The following is a 19415-nucleotide window of genomic DNA, read 5'->3' on the forward strand; positions in this document are numbered from 1 at the left end:
TTATCAAAACGGTATTGCTAGCTCAATCTTTTAGAACAGATTGAGCTTGTTTTTTCTTGCTTCCTCCAAAGATAATATATTTTCCTGCTTTTGCTTGTAGTTCTCACGCAGCGTCTCATATTTGCTATCAAGTTCGGCTCTTAGCTTACGCTCTTCTTCGGCATTAAGCAAACGAGCAGCAACAAGGGCATTCTGTGACGCATCCTTCATCCATACAACAGGACCGCCATATACTGGGGCTATCTTCAAGGCTACATGAAGTTGGCTGGTCGTAGCACCACCAATCATAATTGGTATGTTGAGATTGGCTTTGCGCATTTCTGTAGCTACATTCACCATTTCTTCAAGCGATGGAGTTATCAATCCACTCAAACCGATTATGTCAGCCTTCAACTCAATTGCCTTCTTAACAATCTGCTCGGCAGGAACCATAACTCCTAAATCAATAACATTATAGTTGTTGCACGCCATGACAACACCAACGATATTCTTGCCAATATCATGAACATCCCCCTTGACAGTGGCAAGGATAACAGTTCCCATTTTAGAATATCCTTCTATCTTCTCTGCTTCAATATAAGGTTGCAGAATAGCTACTGCCTGCTTCATTGTTCGGGCGGTCTTGACAACCTGAGGAAGAAACATCTTGCCCTCACCAAACAATACACCTACCTCATTCATTCCACTCATCAAAGGTCCTTCAATGATGTTCACGGCATGAGGATATTTTTCAAGAGCCTCATGTATGTCCTGTTCCATATAGTCACCTATACCTTTTCGCAAGGCATAAGCAAGTCTGCTTTCAAGATCATTATTGCGCCATTCATCACTGGCAGAACTCTTAACAGAAACAGGACCACTATTGCCTTCCTCTTTAGCTTTTTCCTCTTCTTCCTTTATCTTATTAGCCAAATCAATAAGCGTATCAGCTGCACCAGGTTTTCTATTTAGTACAACATCCTCTATTATAGCAAGTTGATCTTGTGGAATATCCGAATATATAACCTTCGTAGCAGGGTTGACGATTCCGAAATCCATACCATTCTTTATGGCATAATACAAGAATACGGCATGCATAGCCTCACGAATGTAGTTGTTGCCTCTGAAAGAGAAAGACAAGTTGCTCACTCCTCCACTGACATGAGCACCAGGAAGATTATTCTTGATCCATTCAGTAGCGTTTAGAAAGTCGACAGCATAGTTATCATGCTCTTCTATTCCTGTAGCGATAGAAAGGATATTAGGGTCGAAAATTATATCAAGCGGATTCAGTCCAACTGTCTCTGTAAGAATATGATAAGCACGTGATGCAATCTCAATCTTACGTTCGTAGGTTGTGGCTTGTCCTATCTCGTCAAAGCACATCACGACAACAGCAGCACCATACTTCTTAACGTCTCGTGCATGACTGATAAACTCAGCTTCTCCGTTTTTAAGTGATATAGAATTGACAATGCTTTTACCCTGAACACACTTCAGACCAGCAACGATTACATCCCATTTGCTGGAATCAATCATGATAGGAACTTTTGCGACATCAGGTTCTGAAGCGACAAGATTAAGGAAATTAACCATTTCGGTCTCTGCGTCAAGCAATCCGTCATCCATGTTTACATCAATAACGAGAGCACCATCAGTGACCTGTTTACGCGCAATACTGAGAGCCTCATCATATTTCTTTTCCTGAATAAGACGCAAGAACTTACGACTTCCTGCAACATTGCAACGCTCACCGACATTGACAAACTGGACCTCTGGAGTTACATTAAGCAGTTCTAGACCACTAAGCCACATAGAACTAGATTTAGCGACAGGTACATGCGGCTTCTTTCCACGAGCCATTTCATCATACATCCTGATAAACTCATCAGTGGTGCCACAGCAACCACCAACAATGTTAACAAGTCCCTCATCAATAAACTCGGCAATCTGAGGCGACATGCTCTCAGCAGTCTCATCATAAAGTCCCATTGAATTAGGAAGTCCGGCATTAGGATAAGCAGAAATATAATAAGGAGCTTTCTTGCAAAGTTCCTTAAGATATGGTTTCATCTGGCGTGCACCAAACGAACAATTCAATCCTACAGAAAATATGTTGTATTCGCTTATGCTTCCTAAAAAGGCATCCAAGGTCTGTCCGCTAAGAGTTCTTCCGGCAAGGTCGCTCACGGTGACACTAAGCATTATTGGAAGATCTAACCCGCGTTCTTCCATAACGGTCTGCGCTACATCAACGGCAACCTTTGCATTAAGAGTATCAAATATCGTTTCGATGAGCAATGCGTCTACCCCACCATCAAGGAGTCCGTTAACCTGTTCTTTATAAGCATCAAACAAATCATCATAGGTAACATCTCTTGCAGCAGGATTACTTACATCTGGACTCATGGAACAAGTCTTGTTTGTAGGTCCAATAGAACCTGCTACAAATCTAGGCTTTTCATCAGACGTAAACTCATCAGCTGCCTTTCTTGCCAATTTAGCACCAGCAAGAGCAATATCATAGCTATGAGCTTCAAGTCCATAATCAGCTTGAGAGATGCGTTGAGAAGAAAAAGTATTAGTCTCGATAATATCAGCACCGGCAATAAGATACCTGCGATGTATATCCATTATGACTTCAGGCTTGGTTAAGCAAAGCACATCGTTGTTTCCTTTAAGCTGACCTTTGATGTCGGCAAACATGTTGCCACGGAAGTCATCTTCACAGAGATCATACGATTGCACCATAGTGCCCAACGCACCATCTAAAATCAAAATCTTTTCTTTAGCTAAATCTTTTAAACTTCTCATAATCAAAACAATAAACTTATCCTGCTAAAATACTAAAACAAAGTATAGGCAACAAGATGCCTATACTAGAAGTGCTTGACGGCCCTATCCATTTCACGTTTATCCTGCTTTTCACGCAAAGTCTGGCGCTTGTCAAATTCCTTTTTACCCTTTGCAAGAGCAATATCAACTTTTGCACGTCCGTGACTATCGAGAAATATAAGAACAGGTACGATAGTGAAACCCACCTGCTTTGTTGCTTCCTCAAGTTTATGGAGCTCACGCTTGGTAAGCAGCAATTTACGATCACGTCTAGCCTCATGGTTACTGAACGAACCATAGAAATAGGGGCTGATATTCATTCCCTTCACCCACATCTCACCATTATAGATGACACAGAAAGAATCAACCAAAGAAGCCTTACCTTCGCGAATACTCTTTATCTCTGTTCCTGTAAGTACAATACCTGCAGTGAACGTGTCGACAAAGAAATATTCAAAAGAAGCCTTCTTGTTTCTTATCTGTACGGGACTTTTCTTTCTTCGTTCCTGTTCTTCCTTATTCATTTTTCAATCTTTGCAAAATTATCAATATGCTGATCGATATAATTAGCTACCTTTGACACGAACATTTCTTCATTTTCGACAAACTCATCATCAAAGTCGTCAAACTCTGCATGTTGTTCAAACATTGCCATAAATTCCTCGTCGGTACAGTCTTTTTCAATTTCCTCATGATACTTGGCATACAGGCGATGACTCTTGTTTATTATCTTAAACAATTCCGGCAATCCCCATTCACGAAAAGCCTTGTCTGTAGGGTTCATGTAGATGAAGGCACCGAGACCATTGTGAATCAACTGTACGAATCCACCATCCATAACCTCGTCATGAAGGTAATGGAAAGCAAGCAGCGTTATCTGGTCGGAATTAAGCTGCGACATGTTTTCAGCTGTCAACTGACCATCAATTGAGTCAAGTATAGCATTTGTGAAAACATCAACAAAGGCATCCATACCTTCTTCGGCAGCCTTCTGTAATATATCATCTTTAATAATTACCTCTTTCATAATTTAATTTATTAATATTGCAAAAGTACTAATTTTATATGAAATTACAAAATACTTACTTTTTTTTATTACTTTTGCACTTATGAAACTATCAGTTGTAATACCAGCTTATAATTCTGGAGCTACAATATGCAGATGCATAAGCTCTATCATTGCACAGGATTTTACCGATATGGAAATAATATTGGTAGATGACGGATCGCAAGATGGAACACCGTATATATGCAATGAATACACAGCTCAGGATTCAAGAATATCCGTGATTCACAAGCCTAACAGTGGACTGAGTGAAGCACGTAACTATGGTATTGACGCAGCCACAGGTGATTATATCACTTTCATAGATAGCGACGACAGTCTGGAGCTTGGAACATATAGCAGATTATTTGAGTTGATTGACAAGCATCCGGAATATGACATATTGGAATACTCAATAAACGAGAGATACTATTCACGAAAAAACAGAAAACTGAAATTCAATAATCGTGAATACAATGACATAAAGGCATACTGGCTTGAAGAAAGGGCATATAAACACGCCTATGCTTGCAACAAAATATATAGAAGGTCATTATTTGATGACACTAAATACAAGACAGGTATCATATTTGAGGACGTAGAGATATTGCCAAGACTACTGAAGAAATGCAATGTAGTAGCAACGACGGAAATCGGTACGTATAACTACATATACAATGGCGACGGACTTACGGCAAACGCTCATGTAAAGCAAATGGAAAGTATGCTTGAAACACATGTAGCAATTATGAAAGAGACTTGCGACGACAGATATTTTAAATATATAATTAACATACAACTTGACGTGTACCGTATGGGAGGAAATATTCTTATTGAAGACGGATTACCATACAGAGGGACTCTCAAACTGGCTCTATATCATTTATTAGGAATTAAAAGACTATGCTTGATTCACAAATTATTTCGCATAATAGCACACAACCGTTAGTAACATTCATTATCACGACGTATAATCTTAACGCAGAACTTTTGAAAGAGTGCGTGGAGAGTATTACGAAACTATCAACAAGCATTGATGAACGAGAGATTATAGTAATTGACGACGGAAGCGACTTGCCTGCACTCAACAGTCTGACAAGCGTATGCAAAAATATTGTGTATCTTTGGCAACCTAACAACGGAGCAAGTGCGGCACGTAATATAGGACTAGACATTGCACATGGAAAATATATCCAGTTTGTTGACGGTGACGACTATCTAATCAGTGCCACTTACGAGCATTGCCTTGACATTGCTAGATATCACAACCCAGACATGGTGATGTTTGAGCATACAAGCAAGAATGATTCTGTAGTAACTGAAATGTATGACGGTCCGTTTTCGGGTGCAGAGTTCATGCACAACAACAATATAAAAGGCATGGCATGGGGGTACATATTCAAGAAAGACATCCTCATGAGTCTGAGATTCAACAGAAATATAAAGTTTGGGGAGGACGAAGAGTTTACCGCACAGCTGATTATACGTGCAGAAAGACTTTTCACTATCCCATCAAAAGCATATTTCTATAGACAGAGAAGCAACTCTGTAGTCCATGAAATAAACAAGCGCACAAAAGTTCAAAGACTGGAAGAAAATGAATCTATCATATTCCATTTGCATGATATGCTTGACAAACTGCCAAAAGCGGAAAGAGCTGCAATGGAGAGACGAATAGCACAATTGTCTATGGACTACCTATACAACACAGCACGACTGACTCACAGCTACTCGCATCTTAACGACGCATGCGAAAGACTGAGAAGACGTGGACTATTTCCGCTTCCAGACAAGAAATATACAAGAAAATACAGTTTATTCAGAAAGATGAGCAAAAACGCTATAGGAAGAAGATTAATTATTGCAACAGCAATATGAAAATACTCTTGATAGGAGAATACAGTAACGTACATGCAACTCTTGCAAAAGGCTTGCGAGAATTGGGACATCATGTTGTAGTTGTCTCAAATGGCGACTTCTGGAAAGACTATCCACGTGACTATGACGTTAGCAGAAAGAAAGGGAGTGTGGGAGGCGTGATGCTATATGCTAAACTAATTGCACTATTACCTAAGATGAGAGGATTTGACATTGTGCAACTGATTAACCCATTGTTTTTTGAACTGAAGGCAAAAAGGCATTATATATTTTACAACTATCTTAGAAGGCACAACAAATGTATTATAATGGGAGCTTTCGGGATGGATTATTACTGGGTGCATGAATGTATTACAAGAATGCCACTGAGATACAGCGACTTTAACATAGGACATAAACTACGCATTGACGAAGAAGCTATAAAATACAGAAAAGACTGGATTGATACCGAAAAGGAAAAACTGAATAAATATATCGCACAAGACTGCGACAACATTGTAGCAGGATTATATGAATATTGGGCATGCTATAAACCAATATTCGAAAACAAAACTAAGTTCTGTCCCTACCCGATAATTACCAAAAACACACAGCCAAGAATGTTTGATGGAACCTTGAAACTATTTATCGGCATAAACAAAGAACGCAGCATATATAAGGGCACAGACATCATGCTGAAGGCAGCCGAGGACATGAAGGCAAAGTATGGTGACAGGATTGAACTGAACATTGCAGAAAGCATACCCTTCAACGACTACATAAAGATGATGAACGGTTCTGATGCAATTCTTGACCAGCTATACAGTTACACACCATCGATGAACTCACTGGAGGCTATGAGCAACGGAATTATCTGCATTGGCGGAGGTGAAGAAGAAAACTACAATATCATCAACGAACATGAACTGAGACCGATTGTAAATACAGCTCCATGCTATGATGGAGTGGTGACGGCAATAGAATACCTGATGAGCAATACCAACAACATTGACAAGATGAAAAGCGACAGTATACTTTACATTAAAAGACATCATGAATATATTACAATCGCAAAAAAATATATAGAAATTTATGAACAATCACTTGGAAATAAAGATAATACACACTACTGATGTACACGGAAGTTTTTTCCCTTATGACTTCATTAATTCATGCAAACGCAAAGGATCGCTTACAAGGGTGTCTACCTATGTAAAACGATTGAGAAAAGAATACGGAGAAAGGCTTATACTTCTTGACGGTGGTGACATATTACAGGGGCAACCGACTTGTTATTACTGCAACTACATAAACACTAAAAAGACAAACGTAGCTGCAAGGGTAATAAACATGATGGAATATGACGCTCAGACAATAGGAAATCACGACATCGAAACAGGACACGAAGTATATGATAAATATTGTTTAGAGACCAATTGTGATATTCTTGCTGCTAACGTGATTGATACAAAATCATTAAAGCCATACTTTAAGCCATACAAGATGATGGAAATTAACGGTTTGCGTATTGCGATAATCGGTATGCTGACACCTACAATTTCGCATTGGCTACATGAACATCTATGGAGCGGAATGAAGTTTGAAGGCATTCCAGAATGTATGGATAAATGGACCAGACACGTAAGGGAAATAGAACATGCAGACATCGTTGTCGGACTATTTCATTCAGGATTTGAAGGTGGCATAAACGACAACGGAATAGGAGAAAACGAAAGTATTAAAACGGCTGCCAACGTAGCCGGAATAGATCTTATTCTCTGCGGACATGACCATAGACTAAAACACGTTGTACAAACATTTGGCAATACAAAAAAAATAAACATTATAAATCCGTCGAGCAATGCTTATTATATAAGCGAATCAACAATCAAAGCAAATAAGACTCAAAATGGTTGGCTATTGGAAGATATAGAAAGTGAGATCGTAAATATTGAAGAAGAACTGCCTGACAAGGAGTTCCTCTCCCACTTCACCGACGATATGGAAGATGTGAAAAAATACGTAAATCGCAAAATCGGAACCATTGAAGAATCTATATTCACAAAAGACAGTTTCTTTGGCCCAGCTCCATTCAGTGATTTCATACACGACGTGCAACTGGAAACAACAGGAGCAGACATATCACTAAACGCACCGCTACAATTTGATGCATGTATAAAAAAAGGAGAAATTCGCGTGAGCGATATGTTCAATCTATATACATACGAAAATCAACTGTATGCTATAAGAATGTCGGGAAAGGAAATACACAACCTTTTGGAGATGAGCTATTATCAATGGGTAGACACAATGAAATCAAAGGATGACCATATCATGCTTATGGATATTGACAATAATGGCAAACACCATTGGCGTAACCTAGCGTTTAACTTCGATTCTGCAGCAGGAATAGACTACGAGGTTGACGTGACTAAGGAAAAAGGACATAAAGTAAAGATATTACGTATGTCTGACGGAAGACCATTCAGCGAAGAAAATACATATAAAGTAGCGATGAACAGCTATCGTGGAAACGGAGGCGGAGAACTGCTTACAAAAGGTGCCGGCATTCCATTTGAAGAGATAGCTTCACGAATAGAGTACATCAGCGACAAGGACCAACGAAGATTACTCATGGAATATATCGAAAGTCATCAACACATAAATCCTCAAGCACACACAAACTGGAAATTCACGCCAACAGAGTGGACAGAACACGCAATAAAGAAAGACAGAGATTTATTGTTCCCAAATGATAAAGAATCTTCGAATTGATATAATTTACCAAATCAACAAGCAATATGGTTCAAGATTAAGGTGCTTTTTTTTCATAATTGAAATTTATTTCGTAATTTTGCACCTTATAAATACATAAAAATAAATATAAGATTTAGATATGGAACTAGCAAGTAAGTATGATCCACAAGACGTGGAATCAAAATGGTATGAATACTGGCTTAATAACAAGCTATTTAGCAGTAAGCCAGACGGACGCGAACCTTATACCGTGGTTATTCCACCACCTAATGTTACAGGAGTGCTTCATATGGGCCACATGCTTAACAATACTATACAGGATATTCTTGTACGTCGTGCACGCATGGAAGGCAAAAACGCATGTTGGGTTCCTGGTACAGACCACGCAAGTATAGCTACAGAGGCTAAAGTGGTAAACAAACTTGCTGAACAAGGCATTAAGAAAACAGACATGACACGTGACGAATTCCTTGGTCACGCATGGGACTGGACAAACGAACACGGTGGCATCATCCTTAAACAGTTGCGCCGACTTGGTTGCTCTTGCGACTGGGAACGTACTGCATTCACAATGGACGAAACACGCAGCAAAGGCGTTATAAAAGTATTTTGTGACCTATACAAGAAGGGACTTGTATATCGTGGCGTGCGCATGGTGAACTGGGACCCAAAAGCACAGACTGCTTTATCTGACGAGGAAGTTATATACAAGGATGAACACTCAAAACTATATTATCTAAAATATCGTGTTGTTGAAAGCGACTGCAAACAGGTTGAAGAAGGCAACGTGATGCATAAGGACGAAAATGGATATTACGCAGTTGTAGCTACAACACGTCCTGAAACTATCATGGGCGACTCTGCAATGTGTATCAACCCTGAAGACGTTAAGAATACTTGGTTGAAGGGCAAGCACGTAATAGTACCATTGGTAAATCGTGAGATTCCTGTTATTGAAGACAGCTATGTTGACATACAGTTTGGTACAGGTTGCTTAAAAGTAACTCCTGCACACGATATTAACGACCATGCACTAGGACTGAAACACGGACTAGAGACTATAGATATTTTCAACGACAACGGAACAATAAGTGAGGCTGCCGGACTATATGTTGGTCAGGATCGTATGGACGTGCGCAAGCAGATTGCAAAAGACTTGCAGAATGCTGGTCTGATGGAAAAGATTGAGGACTACGATAACAAAGTTGGATTCTCTGAGCGTACAAACGTTCCTATCGAGCCGAAACTTTCTACACAGTGGTTCCTGAAGATGGAGCACTTTGCTGACATTGCCCTAGCACCTGTTATGGATGACGAGATTGAATTCTATCCAAAGAAATACAAGAACACTTATCGCCACTGGTTGGAGAATATCAAAGACTGGTGTATAAGTCGTCAGTTGTGGTGGGGACATCGTATTCCTGCATATTATTTCGTAAACGCAGAAGGAAAGAATGACTTTGTTGTTGCCGAAAGCGCAGAAGAAGCTCTTGAAATGGCAAAGAAGAAGAAGAATGCAAACATTAAGGCAGAAGACCTGAATCAGGAAAGCGACTGCCTTGACACATGGTTCTCTTCTTGGTTGTGGCCTATATCTGTATTTGACGGAGTAAACAACCCTGATAACGAGGAAATAAACTACTACTACCCTACTAGCGACTTGGTAACTGGTCCAGACATCATCTTCTTCTGGGTAGCAAGAATGATTATGGCAGGATACGAGTATCGCCATACATTCCCATTCAAGCATGTATATTTCACTGGCATCGTACGTGATGGTTTGGGCAGAAAGATGAGTAAGAGTCTTGGAAACTCTCCAGACCCAATTAAGCTTATTGAGAAATATGGTGCAGACGGTGTACGTATGGGTATGATGCTTAGTGCACCAGCCGGAAATGACATTCTGTTTGATGAGAGTCTCTGTGAACAAGGCCGTAACTTCAACAACAAGATATGGAACGCATTCAGACTTATCAAGGGTTGGGAGACTGCCGATATCGAGCAACCAGAAGCAAGCAAGATAGCCGTTAAATGGTTTGATGCCAAACTGAAGGAAGTTAACGCCGATATGCAGGAGCAGTTTAAGCAGTACCGCATAAGCGAAGCTCTGATGACTGTTTATAGACTATTCTGGGATGAGTTCTCAAGTTGGTATCTTGAAATGATTAAGCCTGCTTATATTGATGGGAGTGCACAGCCAATAGACAAGAAGACATTTGACGCAACAATCAAATTCTTTGATGCATTGCTGAAGATGCTTCATCCTTTCATGCCATTTATTACAGAAGAGTTGTGGCAGCAGATTGCAGAACGTAAAGACGGTGAGAGCATTATGTGTGCAACACTTGATATTCCTACTATAACAAGTGAAGAAAGCAAACTTGCAGCTGACATAGAAACAGTGAAGCAGATTGTATCTGGTATACGTACTGTGCGCAATCAGAAGAATATTGCACCAAAAGAAGTTCTTGAACTCCAGACTGTAGGTGAAAATAAGTTTGCCAATTACAACGACGTCATCATCAAAATGGCTAACCTTAGCGCAATAAACACTGTTGCTGAGAAAACAGCAGACGCAAGCGGATTCATGGTTGGCACAGACGAATATGCTGTTCCTGTTGGCAACCTTATTGACATTGAAGCTGAAATCGAAAAGGCACAAGCCCAAATAAAACATCTTGAAGGTTTCCTTATCGGTATTCGCAAGAAACTAGGCAACGAGAACTTCGTCGCTCATGCTCCTGAAGCTGTAATAGCCCTTGAACGTAAGAAGGAAAGTGACTCTGAAGAAAAGATAGCTGCACTAAAGCAGACTATTGAGGAACTTAAAAAGAAATAATATATATGAAGAAAATTCTAACATTACTGTTTGTCACTCTCACAGCCATCACTCTTGTTGGCTGTGACCATGATGACTCTAAAACTGTTTATGAATATGAGAATACAACAAAGACCATATTCGTATACATGCCTTGGACTGGTTCTACAACAAGTAGTAACGGAGCTCTTACAGATTACTTCGACGTAAACATCAAATCTATGCAGAACGCTATAAATACAAATGGCGGACTCAAAGGTACTGATGTTATTGTGTACAAAGCCAATAGTGCTAGCAAAGCTGTAATGTTCAGAATGAAATACAATATCACATTAAAAAAATGTGAGCTTGACACATTACTCGCAAACGCCAGTAACAATGCGGTAACAAAGGAGAACTTAACAAGTTTGCTGAATCAAGTAAGTTCATATAGTAACACTGGTTCGTATTCTATTCTTGTTGGGTGTCACGGAAGTGGATGGACTCCACGAGGAAGTGACACTACAATGCCAAGAGCAAGTAGAGCTTTTGGAGGTCAAGGATCAGAATTGCAGTATGACTTAAGTGATTTGAGTTATGCAATAGCAAACTCAGCAATGAAGAAGGTTGAATTTGTTAGTTTTGATGACTGCTATATGGCTAACGTTGAAACTGCATACGAACTGAGAGATGTCAGCAATTATCTTGTAGCGTCAACAAGTGAGGTTATGGGAGACGGTTTCCCTTATGACACATTGTTTAAGTATATGCTTGGTACGCCAGATTACGACAACATTTGCAAGACTTTCTACAATTATTATGCTAATAACGCTTATCCTTATGGAGCTTTATCAGCTATAAAATGCGGTGATGCAATAAAGCAGATGGCAAGTGTGATGAAAGACATCAACGCGACGTATACTTTTGACCAGTCAAAACTTAGTTCGGTACAATACCTTGATGGTTATGACAATAACGTGTTTTTTGATTTAGGTTCATACGTAGATCAATTGGGAGTTACAGCACCGCTTAGTACAAACTTCAAGACAGCTCTTGAAAATCTTGTACCTTATAAGGTTTATACACCATATATATATACGGCGTATGGTAACGCATATCGCGCAGAAACAGATCCCAAATATCCATACAACACATTCAAGATAAATACTTTCAGCGGAGTAACGATAAGTGATCCTACTTTGAATTCGACAGTAGTGAATGCAAAGAAAAACACTGCATGGTGGCAAGCGACACACTAAAATATAAAAAGGAGAATTTCAACAGAAATTCTCCTTTTTTATTTATATAATATTTCTATTACTTTTTAGCATATTCGGCAGCCATTTCTGCGCATCTCTCACCATCAATACCAGCAGAAACAATACCGCCAGCATATCCAGCTCCTTCACCACATGGGAAAAGTCCAGCAATACGTACGTGCTGAAGAGTTTCTCTATCCCTTAGTATACGTACAGGACTAGAAGTTCTTGTTTCAGCTGCAATCATTACAGCTTCATTTGTAAGGAATCCATGAGCATTTTTACCAAAAGTCTTAAAGCCTTCCTGCAAACGGGAACTGACAAATTCTGGCATCCAGAAATGTAAAGGACTACTTATCAGTCCAGGAGCATAAGAACTCTTTGGTAAATCGTAACTGAGATGCTTGTTAACAAAGTCAGACATACGCTGTGCAGGGGCAGTCTGCCTCATATTGCCCTGTTGCCAACAGTTCTTTTCAAACTGCTCTTGAAATCTCATAACGCTTAGAGCATCTTCGTTCTCATCGCCAGTCATCTTTGCGCAATCTTCAGGATGAACCTCAACAACCATACCGCTGTTACTCCATGCAGTACCTCGGTTACTTGGACTCATACCATTTACAACAATCTGTTCCTTATCTGTAGCAGCAGGTATGACGAAACCACCAGGACACATACAGAAACTATACACACCACGTCCGTCAACTTGTGTTACAAAAGAATATTCAGCAGCAGGAAGATACTTGCCCCTACCGTCTTTATTGTGATACTGTATCTGATCAATCAGTTCGCTAGGATGTTCAAGACGAACTCCTACTGCAATACCTTTTGCCTCTATTTCAATCTTAGAATCATTAAGATAGCGATATACGTCACGTGCACTATGACCAGTGGCAAGGATTACAGGACCATGGAATTCCATCTGTTTCTCATCATTCAAAGAAACGGCCTCAACACCAACAACCTTATCACCTTCAAGTATAAGACTCGTCATCTTAGTAAGGAAATGCACCTCGCCACCACAAGCAATAATGGTATTACGCATATTCTCAATAACGCCAGGTAACTTATCAGTTCCTATATGTGGATGAGCATCAGCAAGGATAGATTCAGAAGCTCCATGCTGACAGAAAACGTTAAGAACCTTATTTACTGATCCACGCTTCTTGCTACGAGTATAAAGTTTACCATCACTATAAGCACCAGCACCGCCTTCACCAAAACTATAATTGCTTTCGTCGTCAACTTTTTGAGTCTTTGTAATTAAAGCAAGATCCTTTTTTCGTTCACGCACGTCCTTTCCACGTTCAATAACAATAGGGCGAATACCTAGTTCTATTAATCTTAAAGAAGCGAAAAGTCCACCAGGTCCCTCTCCCACAACAATTACTTGTGGACAATTCTCAACATTAGGATATTCAGTAGTGACATACTGCCCATCCTGTGGGAATTCATTTATATATATACGAACCTTTAAGTTGAAAAATACCTGTCTATGTCTAGCATCAATACTTTTATTAAGCACTCTCACCTGATTTATGGTGCGAATGTCTAATCCTTTATCTTCAGCTATAAACTGTTTTATATTCTCTTCAGTGTAAGCCACCTGTGGCAAAACACGAATTTGATATTCATTTATCATGGGTACAAAGTTACAAAAAATGAAGCTAAAATGGAAATTATCAATGAATTAGTTGGTCATAATAATAATTCTTAGTATTTTTGCCCATGAATTCATTCAAATTGTAAGGTTTTGATGTATTTTTCGAGTTATTTGCCACTTTTGTACTGCTGGTTTTAAGACTCGGCTATGATTATAACCGACAATTAAAGTCTGATTTCGTTAGCGAAAAGCCACTATTGTCAAGTGGTCGCACAAATTAAAACCATTAGTAAATGAAAGTATTAAAGTTTGGTGGAACATCTGTTGGTTCCGTAGAAAGCATTCTTAGCTTAAAGAGTATTGTAGAGAAAGAGGCTAAAAAACAGCCGATAGTAGTTGTTGTAAGTGCACTTGGTGGCATAACGGACAAATTGATTTCCACATCAACATTGGCACTACAACACGATGATAATTGGAAATACGAATTCGACCAAATGGTTGATCGTCATCATAAGATGATAGACACAATTATCACAGATACAAAAAAACGAGAAGACTTATTCAATACCGTAGATTCTCTATTTGAACAATTGAGAAGCATTTATTTTGGTGTCTATCTGATACATGATTTAAGCGAAAAAACACAGAACGCTATCGTTAGTTACGGTGAACGTCTGTCAAGTAATATCGTTGCAGCTCTGATAAAAGGTGCAAAATGGTTTGACAGTCGCGAATTTATCAAGACCGAACGTATTAATGGCAAAAATGCACTTGACAGTGAATTAACAAATAAGTTAGTAAAAAATACATTTAAAGACCTTCCTCATATTTCATTGATTCCCGGATTTATCAGTCGTGACACTGATACTGACGAGATAACAAATCTTGGACGTGGAGGAAGCGACTATACAGCAGCCATTATTGCAGCTGCACTGAATGCCGAAGTATTGGAGATATGGACGGATGTAGATGGTTTCATGACAGCCGATCCAAGAGTTATCAAGACTGCATACACAATTAACGAATTAAGTTATATTGAAGCTATGGAGTTGTGTAACTTTGGTGCTAAGGTAATATATCCTCCAACAATATACCCAGTATGTATAAAGAATATTCCTATCAGGGTTAAGAATACATTCAACCCTGAAAATCAAGGAACAATAATAAAGAATAAGATCAATGATGACAAGAAACCAATCAAGGGTATAAGTTCTATCAACGGAACTGCACTTATCACCGTGACTGGTCTTTCTATGGTTGGTGTCATTGGTGTAAACCGCAGAATCTTTACAGCTCTTGCCAATGAAGGAATAAGCGTATTTATGGTTTCACAGGCATCTTCTGAGAACTCAACCAGTATAGGTGTAAGGGAGGAAGATGTAGAAGAGGCTGTAAAAGTGCTGAATGAAGAATTTGCAACCGAGATTGAAGACGGAGCTATGTTCCCAATGCATGCAGAATGCGGACTTGCCACCGTAGCCATTGTAGGTGAGAACATGAAACATGCCGCTGGTATTGCAGGTAAACTGTTTGGAACTTTAGGAAGAAGCGGTATCAGTGTTATAGCGTGTGCACAGGGTGCCAGTGAAACAAATATATCATTCGTCGTAAAAAGTGAATCATTAAGGAAATCACTGAATGTTCTTCACGACTCATTCTTCCTTTCAGAATACAAGGTTCTCAACTTATTTATATGTGGAGTCGGAACTGTAGGTGGCAAACTGATTGAACAAATTCGCAACCAGTATGAAGAGTTGAAGGAAAGAAGCCAACTGAAACTTAATGTCGTTGGTATAGCAAGTTCCAAGAACGCAATATTAAATCGCGACGGAATAGATCTTTCCAATTATAAGGATGTATTGAAGACATCAGAAGCAAGCAGTCCTGAAAAGCTGAAAGAAGCAATACTAGGAATGAATATATTCAATAGTGTGTTTGTGGACTGTACAGCAAGTAAGGATATAGCTGCATTATACCAAAGTTTTCTTGAAAACAATATCAGTGTAATAGCTGCAAATAAGATTGCCGCCAGTGCTGAATATGACAAATATGTGGAACTGAAAAAGACAGCTTTGAAACGTGGCGTTAAATTCAGATTCGAAACAAACGTAGGTGCTGGTCTTCCTATTATCGGAACTATAAATGACCTTAGAAACTCTGGAGATAAGATATTAAAAATAGAGGCTGTATTAAGCGGAACATTAAACTTTATCTTTAACGAGATAAGCAGTAATATTCCGTTCTCCGAGACAGTACACAGAGCGAAAGAAAAAGGATACAGCGAGCCAGATCCACGTATTGATTTAAGCGGAAAGGATGTCGTAAGGAAACTTGTAATTCTAGCACGCGAAGCAGGTTACAGAGTAGAGCAAGAAGATGTGGAGAAACATCTGTTTGTTCCACAGGAATATTTTGATGGAAGCATTGATGATTTCTGGAAGAATCTTCCTAAACTTGACGCTGATTTTGAAACACGCCGAAAGGTTCTTGAAAGCGAAGACAAGAAATGGCGATTCGTTGCTATTATGAATGGTGGTAAGACAAGCGTGGAACTAAAAGAGATTGAGCGAAATCACCCATTCTATAATCTTGAAGGAAGCAATAACATAGTACTTCTGACAACAGAAAGATACAAAGAATATCCTATGTTAATTCAGGGTTATGGTGCAGGAGCTAGCGTGACGGCTGCCGGAGTATTCGCAAATATAATGTCAATTGCTAATATCTAGGATTATGAAACATATCATCATACTTGGCGACGGTATGGCAGACCATGCAGTTGAAAGATTGGGAAACAAGACTCTGCTGCAATATGCAGAAACACCATACATGAATATGTTGGCAAAAAACGGACGTACTGGTAGATTAAGCACCATTCCTGATGGTTTTCTTCCTGGTTCTGAAGTAGCCAATACTGCAATTCTTGGATATGATTTAAATAAAGTATATGAAGGTCGCGGACCACTCGAAGCTGCATCAATAGGATACATCATGCAACCAGAAGATATGGCTATAAGATGCAATATCATTGAGTTGGAAAACGGATTGATTAAGAATCACCATGGTGGACATCTCACCACAGAAGAAGGAGATGTGCTGATTAAATATCTTGATGACAAACTTGGCAACGACAAGATTAAATTCATCACTGGTATACAATATCGCCATCTTCTTGTGATAAAAGGTGGTAACAAGCATATCACTTGTGCCCCACCACATGATCATCCAAACGAGGAATGGAAGAAACTTCTTGTGAAACCAGAAGATAATTATGTTGAGACTGATTCTTCAAGAATGAGTCCTCAAGAAACCGCTGATTTGATAAACGAACTGATATTAAAGAGTCAGAAATTACTTTCTGAACATCCCTTTAATAAAGGAAGATTGGAAAAGGCAAACAGTATATGGCCTTGGAGTGGTGGTTACAGACCATCCATGAAAACGCTTATGCAACTATTTCCTGATATCAAAACAGGAAGTGTAATTTCGGCTGTAGACCTTATACGTGGAATAGGACATTATGCAGGACTTGATGTCATTAAGGTAAAAGGAGCTACTGGACTATCTGACACCAATTACGAAGGAAAGGCACAGGCTGCCATTGATGCTCTAAAGAAACAGGACTTTGTTTTTCTACATATTGAGGCTAGCGATGAAGCTGGACACGACGGAGATTTAGATTTAAAACTTAAAACAATTGAAAATCTTGACTCCAGAATCGTAAAAACTGTATATGAAGAAGTGAAAGACTGGAATGAGCCTGTTTGCATTGCAGTTTTGCCTGACCACCCTACTCCTGTTGAAATACGCACGCACGTAAAAGAGCCAGTACCTTTTATCATCTGGTATAAAGGAATTGAGCCAGATGAAGTGAACACATACGATGAAGTGAGTTGTGTCAGCGGAAGTTACGGTTTGCTGAGATTGAATGAATTTATGGAAACATTTATGAAAATAAAATAAGTTATGAAATACTATAGCACAAACAAAGAAGCACCAATTGCAACTCTTGAAGAAGCTGTCGTAAAGGGTTTGGCTCCAGATAAGGGTCTATATATGCCCGAAAATATCCATAAGTTGCCAAAAGCATTTTTTGATAACATAGAAAACATGTCGTTTCAAGAAATCGCCTTTGAAGTAGCAAAGGCATTTTTTGGTGATGATGTAGAGACAAGTGCGTTGAAAGACATCGTATATGACACTCTATCTTTTGACGTTCCTGCTATAAAGGTTGAAAACAACATATATTCTCTTGAACTGTTTCATGGTCCAACTCTTGCGTTTAAGGATGTAGGTGCACGATTTATGGCTAGACTTCTGCAATATTTCATAAAGAAAGAAGGTCAAAAATCTGTTACTGTTCTTGTTGCCACATCCGGTGATACTGGTTCAGCTGTAGCAAATGGATTTCTTGGCGTAGATGGCATACACGTAGACGTACTTTATCCAAAAGGTAAAGTGAGCAAGATTCAGGAGAGCCAGTTTACCACACTTGGCAAAAACATAACAGCCATAGAAATAGACGGCGTATTTGATGACTGTCAAACTCTTGTAAAACAAGCATTCATGGATGAAGAATTGAACGCAAACAAGAAACTTACATCAGCCAACAGCATCAACGTGGCACGCTTCCTTCCTCAGGCATTCTATTATTTCTATGCTTATGCACAACTGAAGAAACTAAACAAGGCAGACAATATGGTCGTATGCGTACCAAGTGGAAACTTTGGAAATATATGTGCCGGAATATTTGCTCATGAAATGGGATTACCTATCAAGAGATTCATAGCTGCAAACAATGCCAATGACATATTCTACAAGTATCTGCAAAGCGGAAAATACGAACCAAAGCCTAGCAAACAGACATTAGCAAACGCCATGGATGTTGGTGACCCTTCAAACTTTGCACGTATATACGACCTGTTTGGAGGTAGTCATGAGAAGATTACAAATCTTATTAGTGGAGCCACATATACAGACAACATGATAAAGGACACGATGCAGACTTGCCATAAAGAAACTGGCTACATTCTAGATCCTCATGGAGCATGTGGCTACCGTGCATTAAAAGAAGGACTCAAGGACGGAGAAACTGGAGTATTTCTGGAAACAGCACACCCTGCTAAGTTCAAGGAAAAGGTTGACGACATTCTTAATATAGACATCAACATACCTTCACGTCTGGCTGAATTCATGAAAGGTAAAAAGCAAAGTATTGAAATGAATAACAGCTTTGCTGAATTCAAGGAATTCTTACAGGAACAGTAATATATAAAAAATACA

General features: G+C 39.3%; 13 protein-coding genes. 9 read left to right on the top strand and 4 right to left on the bottom strand.

Going from position 1 to position 19415, the window contains the following annotated elements; genetic code table 11:
* Positions 1-30: 30 nt before the first annotated feature.
* The 3 genes from metH to HEQ28_RS04695 form a co-directional block, all read right to left on the bottom strand.
* Complete coding sequence (gene metH, locus HEQ28_RS04685; protein WP_434504012.1) at positions 31-2793, bottom strand: methionine synthase; 2763 nt, start codon at positions 2791-2793, stop codon at positions 31-33.
* Positions 2794-2858: 65 nt separating this feature from the next.
* Positions 2859-3338 (bottom strand): SsrA-binding protein SmpB, encoded by a 480-nt coding sequence (gene smpB / locus HEQ28_RS04690; protein ID WP_434504013.1) that lies wholly within the window; start codon positions 3336-3338, stop codon positions 2859-2861.
* Complete coding sequence (locus tag HEQ28_RS04695) at positions 3335-3841, bottom strand: DMP19 family protein (protein WP_434504014.1); 507 nt, start codon at positions 3839-3841, stop codon at positions 3335-3337. The genes smpB and HEQ28_RS04695 overlap by 4 nt, the downstream gene beginning before the upstream one ends.
* An 82-nt stretch (positions 3842-3923) precedes the next feature.
* Here HEQ28_RS04695 and HEQ28_RS04700 point away from each other — a divergent pair, with 82 nt between their 5' ends.
* The 6 genes from HEQ28_RS04700 (at position 3924) to HEQ28_RS04725 (ending at position 12529) form a co-directional block, all read left to right on the top strand.
* Positions 3924-4808 carry a glycosyltransferase family 2 protein gene (locus HEQ28_RS04700; RefSeq protein ID WP_434504015.1) on the top strand — a complete coding sequence of 295 codons (885 nt, stop codon included), beginning with the start codon at positions 3924-3926 and terminating at the stop codon, positions 4806-4808.
* A complete protein-coding gene (locus tag HEQ28_RS04705) occupies positions 4763-5737 on the top strand; it encodes a glycosyltransferase family 2 protein (RefSeq protein ID WP_434504016.1) in 975 nt (324 codons plus the stop codon). The genes HEQ28_RS04700 and HEQ28_RS04705 overlap by 46 nt, the downstream gene beginning before the upstream one ends.
* Positions 5734-6849, top strand: coding sequence for a glycosyltransferase (locus HEQ28_RS04710; protein WP_434504017.1), 1116 nt, complete (start codon positions 5734-5736; stop codon positions 6847-6849). The genes HEQ28_RS04705 and HEQ28_RS04710 overlap by 4 nt, the downstream gene beginning before the upstream one ends.
* The gene (locus tag HEQ28_RS04715) at positions 6809-8491 is read left to right on the top strand and encodes a bifunctional metallophosphatase/5'-nucleotidase (RefSeq protein ID WP_434504018.1); all 1683 of its coding nucleotides are present in this window, start codon (positions 6809-6811) and stop codon (positions 8489-8491) included. Before HEQ28_RS04710 ends, HEQ28_RS04715 begins: the two co-directional genes overlap by 41 nt.
* 121 nt (positions 8492-8612) lie before the next feature.
* A complete protein-coding gene (locus tag HEQ28_RS04720) occupies positions 8613-11312 on the top strand; it encodes a valine--tRNA ligase (protein ID WP_434504019.1) in 2700 nt (899 codons plus the stop codon).
* A gap of 5 nt (positions 11313-11317) precedes the next feature.
* A complete protein-coding gene (locus HEQ28_RS04725) occupies positions 11318-12529 on the top strand; it encodes a clostripain-related cysteine peptidase (RefSeq protein WP_434504020.1) in 1212 nt (403 codons plus the stop codon).
* Between the two features lie 58 nt (positions 12530-12587).
* Here HEQ28_RS04725 and HEQ28_RS04730 read toward each other — a convergent pair whose 3' ends face one another.
* Entirely contained in the window at positions 12588-14171 is a 1584-nt protein-coding gene (locus HEQ28_RS04730) for an NAD(P)/FAD-dependent oxidoreductase (protein WP_434504021.1), read from the bottom strand.
* 254 nt (positions 14172-14425) lie between these two features.
* On the opposite strand from HEQ28_RS04730, the gene thrA reads away from it, so the two are divergent.
* Genes thrA through thrC form a run of 3 tightly spaced genes read left to right on the top strand, consistent with a single transcriptional unit; the run spans position 14426 to position 19400 of the window.
* Positions 14426-16861, top strand: a complete 2436-nt coding sequence (gene thrA / locus HEQ28_RS04735) for a bifunctional aspartate kinase/homoserine dehydrogenase I (protein WP_434504022.1) — start codon at positions 14426-14428, stop codon at positions 16859-16861.
* A 4-nt stretch (positions 16862-16865) separates the two neighbouring features.
* A complete protein-coding gene (locus HEQ28_RS04740) occupies positions 16866-18095 on the top strand; it encodes a cofactor-independent phosphoglycerate mutase (RefSeq protein ID WP_434504023.1) in 1230 nt (409 codons plus the stop codon).
* Between the two features lie 3 nt (positions 18096-18098).
* Positions 18099-19400 carry a threonine synthase gene (thrC, locus tag HEQ28_RS04745; RefSeq protein ID WP_434504024.1) on the top strand — a complete coding sequence of 434 codons (1302 nt, stop codon included), beginning with the start codon at positions 18099-18101 and terminating at the stop codon, positions 19398-19400.
* Positions 19401-19415: the final 15 nt, after the last annotated feature.

It is taken from the genome of Prevotella sp. (assembly GCF_051059605.1).
Lineage (GTDB): Bacteria > Bacteroidota > Bacteroidia > Bacteroidales > Bacteroidaceae > Prevotella.